Source organism: Geminicoccus sp. (genome assembly GCF_036263595.1).
GTDB lineage: Bacteria > Pseudomonadota > Alphaproteobacteria > Geminicoccales > Geminicoccaceae > Geminicoccus.
This window is the reverse complement of the sequence record NZ_DATAGQ010000072.1, coordinates 16,773-32,402: the sequence shown is the minus strand read 5'-3', so window position 1 is coordinate 32,402 and position 15,630 is coordinate 16,773. Positions and strand designations below refer to the sequence as shown.

The 15,630-nt window shown below is 66.0% G+C and carries 14 protein-coding genes; 7 read left to right on the top strand and 7 right to left on the bottom strand.

Annotation, left to right across the window (positions count from 1 at the left end; genetic code table 11):
* Positions 1 to 14 precede the first annotated feature (14 nt).
* The 4 genes from VHL31_RS06355 to VHL31_RS06340 form a co-directional block, all read right to left on the bottom strand.
* Complete coding sequence (locus VHL31_RS06355; RefSeq protein WP_329660371.1) at positions 15 to 1,103, bottom strand: ABC transporter ATP-binding protein; 1,089 nt, start codon at positions 1,101 to 1,103, stop codon at positions 15 to 17.
* A gap of 162 nt (positions 1,104 to 1,265) precedes the next feature.
* Positions 1,266 to 3,818 (bottom strand): GumC family protein, encoded by a 2,553-nt coding sequence (locus VHL31_RS06350; RefSeq protein WP_329660370.1) that lies wholly within the window; start codon positions 3,816 to 3,818, stop codon positions 1,266 to 1,268.
* A 361-nt stretch (positions 3,819 to 4,179) separates the two neighbouring features.
* The gene (locus tag VHL31_RS06345; RefSeq protein ID WP_329660369.1) at positions 4,180 to 5,337 is read right to left on the bottom strand and encodes an extracellular solute-binding protein; all 1,158 of its coding nucleotides are present in this window, start codon (positions 5,335 to 5,337) and stop codon (positions 4,180 to 4,182) included.
* Positions 5,338 to 5,413: 76 nt separating this feature from the next.
* A complete protein-coding gene (locus tag VHL31_RS06340; protein ID WP_329660368.1) occupies positions 5,414 to 5,890 on the bottom strand; it encodes a YcgN family cysteine cluster protein in 477 nt (158 codons plus the stop codon).
* A gap of 124 nt (positions 5,891 to 6,014) precedes the next feature.
* Between VHL31_RS06340 and VHL31_RS06335 the strand changes: the two genes are divergently transcribed.
* The 4 genes from VHL31_RS06335 (at position 6,015) to VHL31_RS06320 (ending at position 9,051) form a co-directional block, all read left to right on the top strand.
* Entirely contained in the window at positions 6,015 to 6,224 is a 210-nt protein-coding gene (locus tag VHL31_RS06335; RefSeq protein ID WP_329660367.1) for a hypothetical protein, read from the top strand.
* Complete coding sequence (locus VHL31_RS06330) at positions 6,221 to 7,303, top strand: replication initiator protein A (protein WP_329660366.1); 1,083 nt, start codon at positions 6,221 to 6,223, stop codon at positions 7,301 to 7,303. Before VHL31_RS06335 ends, VHL31_RS06330 begins: the two co-directional genes overlap by 4 nt.
* A gap of 609 nt (positions 7,304 to 7,912) precedes the next feature.
* Complete coding sequence (locus VHL31_RS06325) at positions 7,913 to 8,512, top strand: short chain dehydrogenase (protein WP_329660365.1); 600 nt, start codon at positions 7,913 to 7,915, stop codon at positions 8,510 to 8,512.
* Positions 8,509 to 9,051: an ureidoglycolate lyase gene (locus tag VHL31_RS06320; RefSeq protein WP_329660364.1), complete on the top strand. Its 543-nt coding sequence runs from the start codon at positions 8,509 to 8,511 to the stop codon at positions 9,049 to 9,051. The genes VHL31_RS06325 and VHL31_RS06320 overlap by 4 nt, the downstream gene beginning before the upstream one ends.
* Here the strand turns inward: VHL31_RS06320 and VHL31_RS06315 are convergent, their stop codons facing one another.
* From VHL31_RS06315 to VHL31_RS06305, 3 genes are all read right to left on the bottom strand, one after another.
* A complete protein-coding gene (locus VHL31_RS06315; RefSeq protein WP_329660363.1) occupies positions 9,052 to 10,110 on the bottom strand; it encodes an NADP-dependent oxidoreductase in 1,059 nt (352 codons plus the stop codon).
* Positions 10,111 to 10,127: 17 nt separating this feature from the next.
* Positions 10,128 to 10,472, bottom strand: coding sequence for an STAS domain-containing protein (locus tag VHL31_RS06310; RefSeq protein ID WP_329660362.1), 345 nt, complete (start codon positions 10,470 to 10,472; stop codon positions 10,128 to 10,130).
* Between the two features lie 137 nt (positions 10,473 to 10,609).
* Positions 10,610 to 11,446: a formyltransferase family protein gene (locus VHL31_RS06305; RefSeq protein WP_329660361.1), complete on the bottom strand. Its 837-nt coding sequence runs from the start codon at positions 11,444 to 11,446 to the stop codon at positions 10,610 to 10,612.
* Between the two features lie 234 nt (positions 11,447 to 11,680).
* Between VHL31_RS06305 and VHL31_RS06300 the strand changes: the two genes are divergently transcribed.
* From VHL31_RS06300 to VHL31_RS06290, 3 genes are read left to right on the top strand one after another with little or no spacing between them, the layout of a single operon-like run.
* Positions 11,681 to 12,463: a hypothetical protein gene (locus VHL31_RS06300; RefSeq protein WP_329660360.1), complete on the top strand. Its 783-nt coding sequence runs from the start codon at positions 11,681 to 11,683 to the stop codon at positions 12,461 to 12,463.
* On the top strand, positions 12,460 to 14,634 hold the full coding sequence (locus tag VHL31_RS06295) for an MFS transporter (protein WP_329660359.1): 2,175 nt from the start codon (positions 12,460 to 12,462) through the stop codon (positions 14,632 to 14,634). The genes VHL31_RS06300 and VHL31_RS06295 overlap by 4 nt, the downstream gene beginning before the upstream one ends.
* The gene (locus VHL31_RS06290; protein ID WP_329660358.1) at positions 14,631 to 15,629 is read left to right on the top strand and encodes an ABC transporter substrate binding protein; all 999 of its coding nucleotides are present in this window, start codon (positions 14,631 to 14,633) and stop codon (positions 15,627 to 15,629) included. The genes VHL31_RS06295 and VHL31_RS06290 overlap by 4 nt, the downstream gene beginning before the upstream one ends.
* The last annotated feature ends 1 nt before the right edge of the window (position 15,630 follow it).

Here is a 15,630-nt window from a genome sequence, read left to right as displayed (position 1 = left end):
GGCGTGCCGGATCGTCAGCTCCTGGCGAGCTGCCCTTGCGGCAGGATCAACGCCGCGTGCTTGTCAAAGCCGATCGTCACCAGACCACCAGGACCGGTGGCGCTCAGGTCACCCTGGTTGGTCAGGTGCACCGACAGTTCCCGACCAGGGCCTTCGGCCACGATGTTCGCATAGGCGCCCTCCAGATCCAGCCGGATCACCTTCGTGTCGACACGGTTGTCGACGGCTTCACCCTGGATGACCCGGCACCGCTCCGGCCGAACGAACAGGATTGCGGCATCCCCCTCTTTCATCGACGACGTCCGGCGGCCCAGCAGGCGCCCCATGGGCGTGTCGACCGCAGCGATGTCCCCATCCATGGCGACGACCTGCCCGGCAAAGGCGTTGTTTTCCCCGACAAAGGTCGCACAGAACGCCGTCTGCGGCCGATCGTAGATTTCCTTGGGCGTGCCCATCTGCTCGATCCGGCCAGTGTTCATCACGGCGATCCGGTCCGACATCGTGAGCGCCTCACCCTGGTCGTGGGTGATGTAGACGAAGGTGACTCCCGTGCGGCGCTGAAGCGCTCGCAGCTCGGCCCGCATATGCTGCCGAAGCTTCAGGTCCAGGGCTGAAAGAGGCTCGTCGAGAAGCAACACCGACGGCTCCACCGCCAGTGCCCGCGCGATGGCGACACGCTGCTTTTGCCCGCCGGAGAGCTCTGATACCAGTTTGTCACCCTGGTTGCCGAGCGCCACCATCTCCAGCAGTTCGTCGGCCTTCTTGCGACGGGTGGCCTTGTCGACGCGGCGGACCTCCATGCCGAACGCCACGTTCTCCCAGACCTTCATCAGCGGGAACAGGGCGAGGTTCTGGAAGATCAGCGCTGTCGGTCGGCGGTTGGGGCCGATCCCGGCCATGTCCTTGTCGCCGATCAGCACGCGTCCTTCGGAGGGCTCCATGAAACCGCTGATCATGCGCAGGATCGTGGTCTTGCCGCAGCCGGACGGGCCGAGAAAGCTGAAGAACTCGCCGGGCTCGATCCGCATGGAGATGCCGTCGACCGCCGTGAACGCTCCAAATCGCATGGCGACACGATCGAGCGTAATGCTCTGGCCGTTCATGTTACCACGTCTCCGCCGCATTGTAGGCTGGTGTCGGGAATAGGTAGCGGCGAGCGGGGTGGTAAGGGAAGGGGAAAGCTCAATGGCTCGACCAGACCCAAAAAGAAAACGCCCGGCCAGGGACCGGGCGTTTGCGCGTTGTGAGATGCCTTCTTAGGCAGCTTACTCGGAGTAGTACTTGGTGTAGGTACCGTAGTACTCGCCGGCGTCTCCATAGCCGTAACGCTTGTGCTTCTTGACGTCGACCTTGGTCAGCACGACTCCCAGCAGCTTGGCCCGCGCGCCACGCAGCGCCTGTACTGCGTTGAATGCCAGCTGGTGCTTCGTTTCCGACCACTGCGCCACGAACACGACCGCATCCACCAACGGGCAGAGCAGCAGCGCGTCGTTCACCCCCAGGACCGGCGGCGTGTCGATCACGATATAGTCGTAGTCCTGGAGCGCCGCCTCGACGAAGGCCTTGAGCTTGCGGCTCTCCATCAGCGCGGCCGGGTTGGTCGGGCGCCTGCGGACCAGGACCAAGTCGACCCCCGACGCCTCGTGGCGGACTACCGTGTCATCGAACGAAGCCTCACCGCCGAGCAGTTCCACGATGCCGTTGGCCGGCTCGACGTTGAACGTCTTCCCCTGCACCGGGCGACGGGTGTCCAGGTCGAGCAGCAGCACGCGGTGATCCGCAGCGGCAGCGACCACCGCCAGGCTTTGCGCCAGCGTGCTCTTGCCTTCGCCTGGCACCGAGGAGGTCACCAGCACCGTGCGCGCCGGTTTGTCGACGTCAGCAAAGCGGATGGCGGTGCTGACACCACGTACCGATTCGGCGAAGACGGACAGAGGCTTGTCCTTGAGGAACCGCCAAGCGGGCCGGGTGGCCGTGATCTCCTTGGTCTGCGGGATCAGGCCGATGCGAAGCAGGCCCAAGTGACGCTCGACGTCGTCGGCCGAGCGCAGGCCCTTGTCCATGCGCTCCAGGAGCAGCGCTCCCATGCTGCCGACCAGCGAGGAGGCGACAAAGCCGACGGCCAGGAAGATCGGCAGGCCCGGGGTCGATGGCACGGCGGGCCGAGCGGCCGGCGAGATGACCTTCGCGTCGGAATCGAGGATCTGCTGCTGCTCGCGGGTCTCCTTGTAGCGCTGCAGGAAGCTCTCGTAGAGCTGCTTGGTGGAGGCAGCCTCACGCTCGAGCTCGCGCAGTCCGACCTCCGCCACCATGCCCTGGCCGCTCTTGCCCTGCACCTGCCCGAGGTTCTCCTTGATCACCTCGATCTGGGCGGCCATGACCTTCGCCTCGTTCTCCATGTTGGAGATGATGCGCTCGATCTCCTGGCCGACGCTCCGGTTCAGCTTCCCCTTCTCCGCCGCGATCAACTGCACGCGCGGATGCTTGGCGCCGAAGGTCGCGCGCAGTTCGCCTTCTTGCTGCTCGAGCTGGCTTTCCTGTGCCCGCAGCTGGAGCACGAGCGGAGAGCTCAGCACTTCCGGTAGAGTGTCGAGCGGCTGGTTCTTCGCCCTGAGTTCCCGCACGAAGGCGAGACGGGCTTCCTTGCCGGCCAGCTGGGCCTGCGCACTGAGCAATTCCCGGTTGATGTCCGTCAGCTGCAGGTCGGTGAGGTCGGTCCGGTTACCGGCCGTCAGGTTGTTGTCGATCTGGTACTGCTGGATCTTGGCTTCGACGGTCTCGAGTTCCTCACGGAGTTCCTCGACCCGCTGGCCCAGCCAATCGCCAGCTTGGCTCGTGGTCAGCCGCTTCTGATCGATCTGGCTTTGGACATAGGTGTCCGCCACCATGTTCGCGATGCGTGCCGCCTTCGCCGGGTCTTCGGAGGTGAAGGACAAGCCGATCACGAACGACCGGCCTTCCGGAGCGACCGACAGGTTCCGCAGGAACGTGTTGCGCGCCGCCTGCTTCAGCGGATCCATCTCCACTGCCTGTTCCATGCCAAGGGGCAGCATGCCGGGCGGCAGCCCTCCGGCGGCGAGGCTCGGGTCGGCTGGCGCTGCGCTCATGCCCGCGCCGAGCGCGGGCGGCGGCGTGGTACTGGCGACGTCGCCATAGGAGATCGTGCCAGCGGCTGGCGCCGCGGTCGTGGCGGCCGTTTCGACAGCCGGCCCTGCAGCCGGCTCGGATGATGCGCCGAGAGCCGATACAGGGATGGTCGCGTCGAGCGCCGCCATCTGCACCAGCTCGCTGGTGACGACCGGCTCCTTGGCAATTCCCGTCGCGATCAGCCAGCTGTCCGGCAGGAACGAGGTCGCCGTGGCGACATAGCCGCTCCAGGGCTCCGGGAGCGTGAAGACCAGCATCTGGCCTTCCTCTCCCTCCTCGATCGTCGGCTTGAACTCGAGATCGGCGAACAGGCCGAGCCGGTTCATCACCTTGTCGACGACCGGAGCGGACTGAATGACGCGGATCTGGGTCTCGACCGTGGTGGAATTGGCTTCAAGCCCGGTCGCCACCTGCTGCATGTCGACCACGTTGGCGCTCTGGCCCTGGACGACCACCATCGCCTTCGCGGTGTACTTCTTCGTCATCGAGATGCCAGCAAGCCCGGCAAGGCCGGTGCCGAGCACGATGACGCTCAGGATCATCGTCTTGCGGCGCCAGAGTACCGCCGCGAGCTGGCCTAGGTTCGGGCCGTCCGCCTCGGCGCCCTCATAGTCTATGTGGCGATACGCAGCCTGGCTTTGAGGCGGGTAGCGGTATTGATCGTCGGCCATATCACGGTCACATCACGTCAGGGTTTGTCCGGACGACGGGAGTAGCCCCGATGGCACTTCCGACGGGCGTGATAGATGCGCAGCATGCGGGAACCGCCGGCCACACTTCGAGTTCATTGACCTGAGCCTCGGCAGGCTGGTCCCGATCAAGAAGCGTGTCGGCGCGAAACTGCTGTCCGCTGCACTGCACCCAAGCCGCTGCATACCAGCGTTCAGGGTCTCGGTGGAAGTATTCGCATGCGCATTTGCCTGCGGCGATCTCACACACCGTCTCGGACGGCCACATTCGCGTACCTGCCAACAGAGCGGACCACGGATTATGCGAGCGGTCCGCTCCGCTTCAAGTACGGTGTTGGCGCCGTCAGGCGGCCGTGTACTTCTCGACATACTCCGCGCGGACCGGGTTGAACCAAGGAGTAATGATCGGCCACCACCAGAGATTATCCACCGCCCCGGCTGGATAAGCGGCTTCGAACGCCGTCTTGGCTTCCGGTTTCAGCAGATTGACGGCCTCTGCCACCACGCTGTTGTAGCCAGCCTGATTGGCCATGGAGGCTCCCATGTCCGCCCTGTACATGTGGTTGATGAAGGCATAGGCGCCCTCGACGTTCTCGGCCCCCGTGGGGATGGACATGCCGTCCAGCCAGGCGAAGCCGCCTTCCTTGGGCATCAGGTACTTGATCCGACCGTTCGTGGTCTGGCCCAGCTTGATGCCGGGGCCGTCCCAGGTCAGCCCGATCACGCAGCCGTCCTGGTTGAACGCGTTGTAGGTGTCGTCGGCGCTGTTCCAGAATTTCTTGACGTTCTTCTTCCATTCGATCGCAATGGGCAGGATCTGCTCGAAGATCTTGCGCGACGTTTCCTCGTCCTTGTAGGCATCCAGCATGCCGTTCGACTGAAGCTTGCCTTCGGCATCAAGGGTGCGGCCGATCGCGATCAGAGCCGACTTCTGCCTGACGGTCGCCTTGCCGACCATCTCCGGTCGCCAGAGGTCGCCCATCGACAGTTCGCCGTAGGAAGTCTTGAAGGCTTCACTGTCGTAGGTAATCCCTTCGGTGCCCCAGTTGAATGGCAGGATATAGCGTTTGCCGCGATAGGTTCCACCAAGGTCGACCGATTGCTCGTAGATCGACGGATAGATGGCGTCGATGTTGACCTTGCTCTCGTCAAGCGGCTGCAGGAGCCCGCCGGCGTCGTACCATTGCGTGCCTTCGTTCGTGGTCGGCATGACCAGATCGAAACCTTTGCCGCCTGACGCCTTTAGCTTGTTGAAGACCTCGTCATTGCTGCCATACTTGGACAGCTCGATGTCGAGTCCGGTCTCCTTCGTGAAGCTCTCGATCATGTCCTGGTAGATATAGTCTGACCAGGCGTAGACCTTGACCACGCCGGACGCCGCCGCGTGCCGGCTGATCCAGGGGCCCACCGAGGCGGCAATTCCTGCGCCCAAGGCCAGCTTCGCGAGTTCGCGCCGGCGCCATGTCTTCGCCGCATCAATGGTATTCCTGGTGTCGGTCATGCTGCGCTCTCCGCTCCCAATGTTCGTGCGGAAGAACCCATGGTGGCCTATCGCCACCCCCCACCTTCCGCAACGTTCACGGAGTGTCCGTGCCGTTTTGGCGACGGTCAAGACTGGTTGGCGCCGTTCCTTCCTCCCACTCCACCTCGTCCTCGCTGACCAGCTCGCCAAGCATCGAAGGACCCTCCTCGTGCACGCGCTGAGGGTCGCCGCAGACCAGGTGATGCCAGTCCGGAAGGTCGTATCCGTGGGCGACCAGACGGTAGCCGCAGCTGTGCGGCAGCCAGGTGAGCTCGTAGACATTGTCGGGCGTGATCGCGACGCAATCGCGGACGCGGGCGTGACGATTGGGGTAGTCGCTGCAGCGGTTCGTGCACAGGTCCAGCAGCCGGCAGGCCGCATCCGACAGGGCCAGTTCGCCGGTATCCTCATCCTCGACCCGGATCTGGCAGCACAGGCCACAGCCATCGCACAAGGACTCCCACTCGGCGGGCGTCATCTCGTCGAGGTTCTTGCGCTTCCAGAAAGGGACCGGGCGGCCACCGCCACTCATGACATCACCAGGCTTGCGAATGGATCGTCGGGGATAGGTGACCCGGCCTGGAAGGGCAATGGCATCGGGTCGTTCCTGGACAGCGGGCAGGAACTGCCGTAAGTACGTTGGTATGGACTTCCGTATGCCCTACCAAGACCGCGCCGACAGCGCAGACCGCAAGCTGACGGTGCTTCTGCCCACCGATGTGCTGCGCCAGCTGCGCACCCGGATGGCGGAGAACGACACGACCATGCGCGCGCTCGTTCTGGAAGCGCTCGCCCGCGCGGGTTACCGGGTCGATGCTGCCGAGATCCGCGATCGTCGCCGCCACGAGAAGGACCGGGCCGGGTGACGAGTCGGTACATCGTCCACACGGTCCCTCACGCACCCGACGATGGTGCCGGTGCCGCATCGGCCGGCGGGCCGGCCCTGGCGCTGGACGATGGCGTGGAGCAGGTGGTCCAGCAGCGCGGTCGACGCAAAGGCGCTACGGAGCCGGAACAGGCCCGCCGGGTGCCCGTGGTGACCGACAACGACCGGGCCGAGAAGCAGGTCGACCTGTTCCTGGACAGCCTCATCAACGCGCCGTTCAAGGACGACCGGGCGTTGATGGAGTTTCCGTTCTTCTCCCTGCAGAAGACGCCGCGCACCAAGCCGATGATCTACGACGACGGCAAGGTACGCGTCGAAATCCGCCCCGGCGATCGCGGCATCGCCACGATCTGGGACAAGGACGTCCTGATCTACCTGGCCTCCATCATCAACGATCGGATCGAGCGGGGCATGCCGGTCGAGAAGACGGTGCGCTTCAACGCCTACAACCTGCTGCAGGTCACCGGCCGCGGCTCCGGCAAGCGCGGTTACGAGTTGCTCCTGGACGCGATCTACCGGCTTCGCTCCACGACGATCGTCACTACGATCGAGTCCCAGGACGTGAAGGAGCGGCGGGGTTTTGGCTGGATCGAGACGTTCCGGATCCTGGAAAGGAAGACCCGCAGCGGCAAGAAGGTGATGGCCGGCTGCGAGATCACGCTGAACGACTGGATGTTCCGCGCGATCGTGAAGGACCGCCGGGTTCTGACCATCAGCCCCCAATATTTCCAGATCAGCATGGGCCTCAAGCGGCGCCTGTACGAGCTGGCGCGCAAGCATTGCGGTGCCCAGGCCCGCTGGGTGATCTCCCTGCCGAAGCTGATCGACAAGTGCGGCTCGGTGATGGAGGCGCGCTTCTTCAAGCCGCAGCTGCGCAAGATCGTCGAGGACGACGATCTTCCCGACTACCACATCGCGATCAACTTCGATCCGGCCGATCGTCAGGCCGTCGAGGAGGACGGCTTCGATGGCCGGCGCTGGGCGTCCAACGAGCGGCTTCTGGTCGTGTTCTCACCGCGCAGCAGCGCCCGCATCGGTACTTCGTCCACGACGCTCTGAGCCGCATTCGGTACTTCGTCCACGGATCTTCAGGTGGAATGCCGATCAAGGCATGGCAGGAAATGTGAATGATGTACCGTATGTCGGTACATCATTCACATTGCGCCCGTTCAGACTCGGTACTTCGTCCACAAGAGTACGCGCCTCGGTACATCGTTCACGCTCCATAGCGCGGGTGGGCAGGTCGCAGCGCGTGTTGACGCCGTCGGGCTGCCAAGGGCGACGTACGGGGCGGGCCTAGGTGGACGAAGTACCGAGCCAGCCTGCCCGCCAACCGTTCCCTGCGATCAATTGGCCCCCTGCAAATGTCGGTACATCATTCACATGGCATGTGGCGCTAACCTGCAAGGCCCGGTACTTCGTTCACCGGGACTCGGTACATCATTCATCAAGCCACTCGGTATTTCGTTCACCAAGACTCGGTACTTCGTTCACAAAAAACCCTTCTAACTCATTGCCGATGAAGCGCTTTTGGCCGGTTTAACTTCTTAACTAAGCAGAATCTTAACGTTCTAACGGCCACGGAGGCGGGTGGCCCGTGCTGAGGCGAAGCTGCTAGGTAGAACGTGGTTTCCGGGCAGAACGCCTTCAGCAGGGGAAGACCAGGGCATGCGCATCGTCGTGATAGGTGCGAGCGGTACGCTCGGGCAGGCCGTCGTGGCCGAACTCGGCAGCAGGCACGAGATCGTCGCGGTCGGGCGCAGCAGCGGCGACATACGGATCGATATGACCGACCAGGAATCGATCCGTGCGGGTTTCGGCCAGATCGGCCGGTTCGACGCTCTCGTCGCCACCACCGGAAAGGTAAAGTTCGCCCCGCTCGACCAGATGGACGATGCCGCCTACCGGATCGGCCTGAACGACAAGCTGATGGGACAGGTGAATCTGGTCCTCATGGGCATGCGGACGATCTCGGACGGTGGATCGTTCACATTGACCAGCGGCGTGCTGTCCCACGACCCGGTCCGGGCCGGCAGTTCCGCCTCGATGGTCAACGGGGCGATCGACGCATTCGTGATGGCCGCCGCCATCGAGCTGCCGCGTGGCCTGCGCATTAACGTGGTGAGCCCGAGCCTGCTTGAGGAGTCCCTTGGCGCCTACGGTCCGTTCTTCCCCGGCCACGAGCCGGTACCGGGCGCACGGGTGGCGCGTGCCTACGCCAAGAGCGTCGAAGGTGGGCTTAGCGGCAAGGTCATCAAGGTCCTGTGACGGATCAGGCGCCGATCGTGGTCCGGGTCGAGCAGCATGGCACGCCATCTGGACTGGCGAACCGGCTGGCGCCGCTCTGCCGGCTCGTGAGCCGAGGCCAAGCCCCACCCGAGGCGGTCAACCAGGGCAGGGGCCTTCGCCACTCCATCGGCACCCTCGCCCATGCTCCCGGGCTCGCCCTGAACATCGCCTTGTTCGAGGTGGCACCGGGCCGGCTGCCGTTCCGGGCCGAGTTGCTCGAGCGGCATGCGGCCAGCGAGCAGTTGATCCAGCCAATCAGGGCAGCTTGCGGCTGGATCGCCTTGCTGGCGCCCGACCTGGGAGGCCAGCCGGACCTGCAACGCTTGGTCGCCGTCCACCTTCGGTCGGACCAGGGGATCGTTTACGGCCGGGGTGTCTGGCACCTGCCGATTCTGGCCATCGGCACCGAGCCGTCGCTGTTCCTGGTGCAATCGATGCAGGCCGGCTCGCCGACGGATACCGTCGAGAAGGTGCTGAAGCCGCACCTGATCCTGCTGGACGGCGACGTACCTGGCTGACTAGGCCGTTGTGTCCCTCGCCGGCTCCTGGCCGACCTTGACCAGCAGCTTGCCGTGGTTCTTCCCTTCGAGCATGCCCAGGAAGGCGGCCGGCGCGTTCTCCAGGCCCTCCACGACGTCCTCCCGATACTGAAGGGAGCCGTCCTTCAGCCAGCCACCGACCTCGCGGTGGAAGTCGTCTTCCATGAACGCCCAGTCCCAGACGATCATGCCCTGGATATGAAGGCGCTTGACCAGGATCTGGCGGAACAGGAGCGGCAGCCGGTCCGGGCCGTCCGCGATGCTGCCGCTCTGGTAGGCGGCGATCAGCCCCACGACAGGGATCCGCGCATGGGTGGTCAGGAGCGGCCAGACAGCATCCGTCACCGGACCACCTGTAAGCTCCAGATAGACCTGCACGCCATTCGGACAGGCCTGCTTCAGCCGGCCGATCAGGTCCGGCTCGTGCCGGTCGAGGCAGACCTCGTAGCCGAACCGCTCCACCGCCTCCCGGCATTTCTCCGGTCCACCCGCGATGCCGACGGCACGTGCTCCCATCGAGCGGACGACGCGGGCCGCGACCATGCCGACGGCACCTGTCGCCGCACCGATCACCACCGTCTCGCCCGGCTTCGGCTGGCCGATGCCCTTGATGGCGGCATAGGCGGTGAGGCCGGGCATGCCCAGGACGCCCAGCGCGTGGGAATACCGCTCCATGGCGGGGTTGAGCTTACGCAGCTTGTCGCCCTGGACTGTCGGGTAGGATTGCCAGCCGAACACCTGGGACGCCGCCTGTGCGCCCGCCACGATGTCACCGGGAGCAAAGCCGGGATGCCGGCTCTCCACCACCTCGCATACCGCCTCGCCATGGATGGGCTGGCCGATCTCGACATGGGCGGCATAGGAGGCGGCCCGGCTCATCCGCCCGCGCATGTACGGGTCGAGCGAGAGCCAGATCGTCCGGCAGAGCACCTCGCCTTCCTCGGGCGGGCGGGCCGGCACCTCCTCCAGCCGGAGGTCCTCCAGGGTGGCCGGTCCGTCCGGGTGGCGGGCGAGCACGATCCTGCGATTGGTCGTCATCTCTGCTGTTCCGATCGTCAGTTCTTCTTCGCGCGTGCGGTCGCGACCGCCGCTTCGAGCGACGGCTCGACCTGAACGATCCGGTCGAAACCGGTCATCTTGAGGATCTGGGCTACCGACGGTGTCGGCCTCGCGAGCACGAAGGCGCCGGCCTTGGCGAGCTTGCGCGCGCTGACCAGGAAGACCCGCAGCCCGGCGGACGAGACGTAGCGGACCTCGCCCAAGTCGAGCACGATCCAGCGATGTCCTGCATCCGCCTGGGCGGTGAGCTCCGTCTCGACCTGGTTGCAGGATGTCGCGTTGAGGTCGCCCGTGGCCGCGACGACCATGATGCCGTCCTGGAGCGCGCTGCTCAGTTCCATGTGCACATCCCGTTTGCGCCTGCCGCTCGCCCATCGGGCTGATCGGCGGCCCGTCCCGACCGGCCCCATCCCGCCCGGCATCCTGCCGACTCCATGCGCCCGGCAGGCGACGTCGTCCAGATGGGTGTGATGTGTAGCTAGGAAGCGTGAACGCAGGACGGAAGCGGGATATCGAACATGGCCTGCACGTCGTCGGCATACTCGTCGTAGTCGTAGAGCTTCAGGCCAGCGCTGGCGAACGCCTGGAAGAGTTCCGGCTCGGGCAGGCGGAAATAGCGGAACTGACCGGGGTCCTGCGGGACGGCGTCCAGCTTCCGCCCGCCATCCAGTGTCGCTACCGCGTCCAGCAGGGCGTCCACGCCCGTGCGGTAGGCGCGCAGCACATGCCAGAGCATCGATCGCCCCGGCATGATCGTCATGGGCGTAGTGGTCATGACCGGGCCGGTGTCGATGCCCTCGTCCACCTGGTGCAGGGTCATGGTGATCTCGCGCTGTCCGGCCAGCATCTGGCGGAAGATCGCAAACAGCCCGCCATAGCCGGGCAACGGGCCCGGATGGAGGTTGAGGATGCCGTAGCGCGGCAGGTCCAGCATCGGCCGCTTGAACAGCAGGCTGAACCGGATCGAGAGCACCAGGTCGGGCGCGAAGGAGGAGGCCAGGGCGAAGCCGTCGCCGCTGTTGATGAACCGGACGTTCCTGACCGGCACCGCGTGCCGGGCGGACAGCTCGGCGAACGTGCCGAGACGCGGCCGCTCGCCGGTTCGGACAGAGCGCTCGACCAGGGGGAACAGGACCCTGAACGGAAGGTCGCGCTCGAGGAACTTGATCACGCCAAGTTCAGGCTGGGTCCGCTCGGCCGGCCTTGTCTTGTCGGTGAGCACCACCTCCACGGTGTGGGCCGACAACGCGGGCAGCAGCCGGTTGAGCGCGATCAGGCTCGGCAGATCTGCTTTGGTACAGACGAGGATTCTCAACTCCTGCCCCTCGCTGCCCACAAGCGCGGCATTGGATGAACATGACCCAACTCTTGTGGCCAACCGCTGCTTGAAGCCAGCAACTGGTAGCCAGTATGATTTTACCTGTCCATCCGGTCTGATTCCCCACAATGTCCGTCGGCGCCCGTGGATGGAGGTGCCGGAGCGGCCGGCTGGGATGAACCAAGGCAGCATGGACCAGTTCGTTGAACCCAGAAGGCAGGGAGGAGCCTGATGCTGTCGGGGACCTCCCTGGTGGGCCGGGTCACCATCACGGCGTTCGTGATCGTGCTGGCCAGCCTCGTCCTGTCCGCCACGCTGAACCTCCTGAAGTTCGAGAAGGTGGTCCGCGAGAAGGAGCAGGCTCGCTTCGAGTTCCTGGCCAGCGACCTCGCCTCGGCCATCCAGGACGGCATGCGGATCGGCCTGCCGCTGAGCGCCCTGCGCTCGATCCAGCCACTGATCGACCGGCGCCGTACGATCGACCGGCTGATCGAGTGGATCGTGGTCTTCGACGAGAACGGGCGGCCGCTCTACAGCACCGATCGTACCACGACCGCCGAGCAGCCGGTGCCGGCGAGCTGGCTGCAGGCGGCCAACGAGCGCGCTACCGACGACCGCCACCCGGTCCGTGTCGACGAGCCGGTGATCGTGATGCCCTTGACCAACCTGTTCGACCAGCCGGTCGGCGGGATCGCGCTGGGCTACAGCGAGAACGGCATCCAGTACACGATGGAAGCGATCCAGGTGATCCTGGGCCAGGCCATCCTCGAGGCCAGCGTGCCTTCCGCCTTCCTGCTGCTGCTGGGCGCCGCCCTTGTGATGCACCGCACCCGCCGGCGCCTCGCAGCCGGCACCGCCTCGGTGATGGCGGCCATCGGCGATGCCGGCATCGAACAGGCCGGCAAGCGTCCGCACAGCGAGGCCGCTGTCGACCCGGTAGCCGGCGTCATCCGCCAGACTCTTCAGAAGCTGGGCGGCGCCGAACGACGGATCGAGCAGGCTGAAGCGCCATGATACAGCTTTCCCGCACGGATGATCGGCAGCGATCGGGCGTGGGCGGCCATGGGGCAGCCCTGGTTCTCCTGGCCGTGGCGATCCTCGTCCTGTCCACGCTCTATGTCGCGAACCGGGCGCTGGACGCGTTCAACCGCGAACTCTTGCCGCTGATGGACCGCGAAGCGGAGGCGGTATCGAATTCGATCGGGGCGACGATCGAGCGTGCTCTGGCACTGGGCGTACCGCCGGATCAGCTGGTCGGCGTGCCGGAGTTCTTCGAAGAGTTCCGGCGCCAGCTGCCGGGCCTCGGCTATATTGCGCTGGTGGATGGCCAGGGCAGGCTCCTGCACGGCGTCGGACCCGAGCTGGCCGCTTTCGAGAGCCTCCTGGCGCAGGACCGGGTCTTCCGGCCAGACCCCAGGATGGTCACGGTCGACGACGGCACCGGTGACGACAAGGCGTCGCGCTCCACGAGCACGACGCTGGGCGAGATCCGCGACACCACCTGGCCGATCGTGGTGAAGGCGGATGTGCCCCTGGTCCTGCATGTCGGGTCGTCGGGCCGGACCTACGAAGCCGAGATTGCCGACGTGCGCTGGGACGTGTGGATCGTCTTGCTGGTGTCGGTGCTGGCCACCTACGAGATCCTGGTTTTCCTGATGGCCCGCTCGATCATCGGCCCGATGGAGTTGCTCACCCGGGCCACGCGCGATCTTGCCGCCGGCAGCTGGACCCGCACGGTCGCGGTCGTCGGCGCCGACGAGAGCCGCCAGCTGCTGGGTGCGGTCAATCTCGCGGTGCGTACCGTGAACGAGGCCTATGCCCGGCTCCTGTGGAAGGCCGAGGAGATCGCCCGGGAAGGCAGGGTCGCAGGCGAGCGGATCAGCCGTGAGCTGGAGGCCTTGCGGGCCGGCCTGTCGTTCGCACCCGGCGACCTCGGCCGGATCACCGCCTTGCCCGGCGCCGTGGTGGCGCGAACGCCCCTGTTCATCTTCGTCTTCGCCGAGCAGCTGCCGACCTCGTTCATGCCGCTCTACGCGAAGTCGCTCTACACCCCGCTCTCCTGGCTCGATCCGGCCATCGCCATCGGCCTGCCGCTGTCCGCCTTTGTCGCCGCGGTCGCGATCGCGACGCCCTTCGGTGGCTGGTGGGTGGGCCGGCACGGCAGCCGCTCGGTCTTCCTGGCGGGTGCCGTGCCGGCCGTGGCCGGTCACGTGCTGTGCGGCCTAGCCGACAGCCTGGGCATGCTCATCGTCGGGCGCATCGTCACCGCGATCGGCTATGCACTGGTCACGATCGCCTGCCAGCATCACCTGGTCCGGGTCGCAGCCAGCGGCAGGAAGGCCGGCAGTCTGGCGGTGTTCGTCCTGGCGGTGGTCAGCGGCACGATCTGCGGCATGGCGATCGGAGCCGTCCTGGCCGACCGGGTCGGCTTCACCAACACCTTCCTGGCGGCCGCAGGTCTGGCTGCCCTGGCCGCGGGCCTGGCCGGTGCCGTGCTCCCGGCCCGCACGTCCGGCGATCCAGAGGCTGCTGCCAGGCCTGCCGTGCGTCGCCAGAACAGCTGGTCCCTGGCGCTTCATTCTCCCCGGTTCCTGGCCATCGTCCTGCTGGCGGCCATCCCGGCCAAGATCGGGCTGAACGGCCTCGTCTACTACCTGGCCCCACTCTACCTGACCGAGGCCGGCGTCACGCTGCCCGCGGTGGGCCGGACCATCATGATGTATTCGATCGGCATGCTGGTCGCGATCCATGCCGGCGCCTGGCTGGCCGATCGCCGGCATCTCTACCTCCTGCCGATGGTACTGATGGGGCTGGCTGCCAGCGTCGGCGCCCTCCTCCTGCCAGTGCTGGGGCTCGAGATCGGCATGCTCGTGGCGGTGGCGGCGCTGGGCCTCGGGCACGGCATCGGCAGCGCGCCCATGCTGGCGGCAGTGCCGGCCTTGTGCGATGGTCCGGACCGCAGTGCCAGGTCGGCCTTGCTCTTGGGCTTTCTGCGCAGCGGCGAGCGGTTCGGCAGCATGGCCGGGCCCATGATCGCCGCGTCGCTGGTCGCCGGCGCGGGACCACAGACCGCGGCGATCTGGCTGGGCTTCATTCCCGGGGCAGCCGCGATCCTGCTGGCCCTGTTCGCCTTTCTTTCGCCTGGCCGAGCCCTGGTGCCCAAGGAACGGGAGCCATTGCCATGACCGCGCTCGCCCGCCGCAGCCTCCTCGCCGGCACCATGGGAAGCCTGTTGGTCGGCACGGCCAGGGCCCAGGCAAAGACCCACAGGATCATGATGATCAGCTGGCGCGGGTGGGAAGATGCCTGCCAGGGCTTTGCCGACTACTTCACCGAGCGGCAGATCCCGGTGGAGCTGATCATCCGCGATGCCGCGCAGAGTGCAGCCACGGTGAGGCAGCATGTGGCCGAGGCCAAGGCGACGAAGCCGGACCTCGTCTATCTCTGGGGAACGACCACGGCGCTGACCGCGCTTGGCCCCTATGATGCCGTGGACCCGAAGGTGCATCTGGCCGACGAGGTGCCGGCCGTCTTCAACATCGTGACCGAGCCGGTCTGGAACAAGATCGTTCCGTCGCTGGAGCAGCCCGGACGGCGGGCCACCGGCACGCTCTACATCACCGGTGTCGACCAGCAGCTCGCCACGCTGGCCGCCTACCGCCCGTTCCGCTCGATGGGGGTCACCTACAGCCCGATCGAGGGCAACTCGCTGGCGGTCATGCAGCTCTTGCACCAGCAGGCGACGAAGCTGGGCTTCCAGCTGATCGACCGTCCCGTCCCGCTCGGCGACGATGGCAAGCCCTTGGCCTCCGCCCTGCCCGGCAAGGTCCGGGAGATCGCCGAAGCCGGGGCCCAGTGGCTCTACATCGCGCCCGACACCTTCCTGAACGGCAACAAGATCCCGCTCACGGAGACCGCGATGGCCGTGGGCCTGCCGAGCTTCACGTCGACCGAGCCCTACATCCTGCAGGCCCATGCCTTGTTCGGCCTGGTCAGCCGCTACTACGCCGTGGGCCAGTTCACCGGCTTCAAGGCCGAGCAGATCCTGAACGGCGCCGATCCCGCCTCGATCCCGGTGGAACCGCTGGCCCGCTTCTCCCTGATCGTGAACGTGCACACGGCGAACCGGCTGAAGTTCTACCCGCCCCTTTCGCTGCTCCGCTACGCGGAGACGGTCTGAC